Origin of the sequence: Anaerotignum lactatifermentans, from assembly GCF_016902535.1 — a bacterium.
GTDB lineage: Bacteria > Bacillota > Clostridia > Lachnospirales > Anaerotignaceae > Anaerotignum > Anaerotignum lactatifermentans_A.
In genome coordinates this window covers 1-218 of record NZ_JACSNY010000081.1, presented here as the reverse complement: position 1 = coordinate 218, position 218 = coordinate 1, and the positions used below count along the sequence as shown (strand labels likewise).

The 218-nt window shown below is 44.0% G+C and carries 1 protein-coding gene; it reads left to right on the top strand.

The window, feature by feature from the left end; translation table 11 throughout:
• Nucleotides 1-218, top strand: a 218-nt coding sequence (locus H9X84_RS12955) for a hypothetical protein (RefSeq protein ID WP_205134651.1), incomplete at both ends; no start/stop codon positions are given.

The following is a 218-nucleotide window of genomic DNA, read 5'->3' as shown; positions in this document are numbered from 1 at the left end:
AGCAGAGAAAACGCCACAAAGCTGGCGCTGCTGGCGGAGGTTATGAAGGAGGGAACGAAAGCCTTGCCCTCGAACCTCCATTTGAACCGACGGGCGGAGGAACTGTATGTAAAAATATATGATAAAAAGACGAAAGATACTTCTAAGGTTTCTTTCGTCTTTTTTTTCGCCCGGATTTTTTTCGCTGCTTTGGGAAAGAATAGAAGCAAACGAAAAAA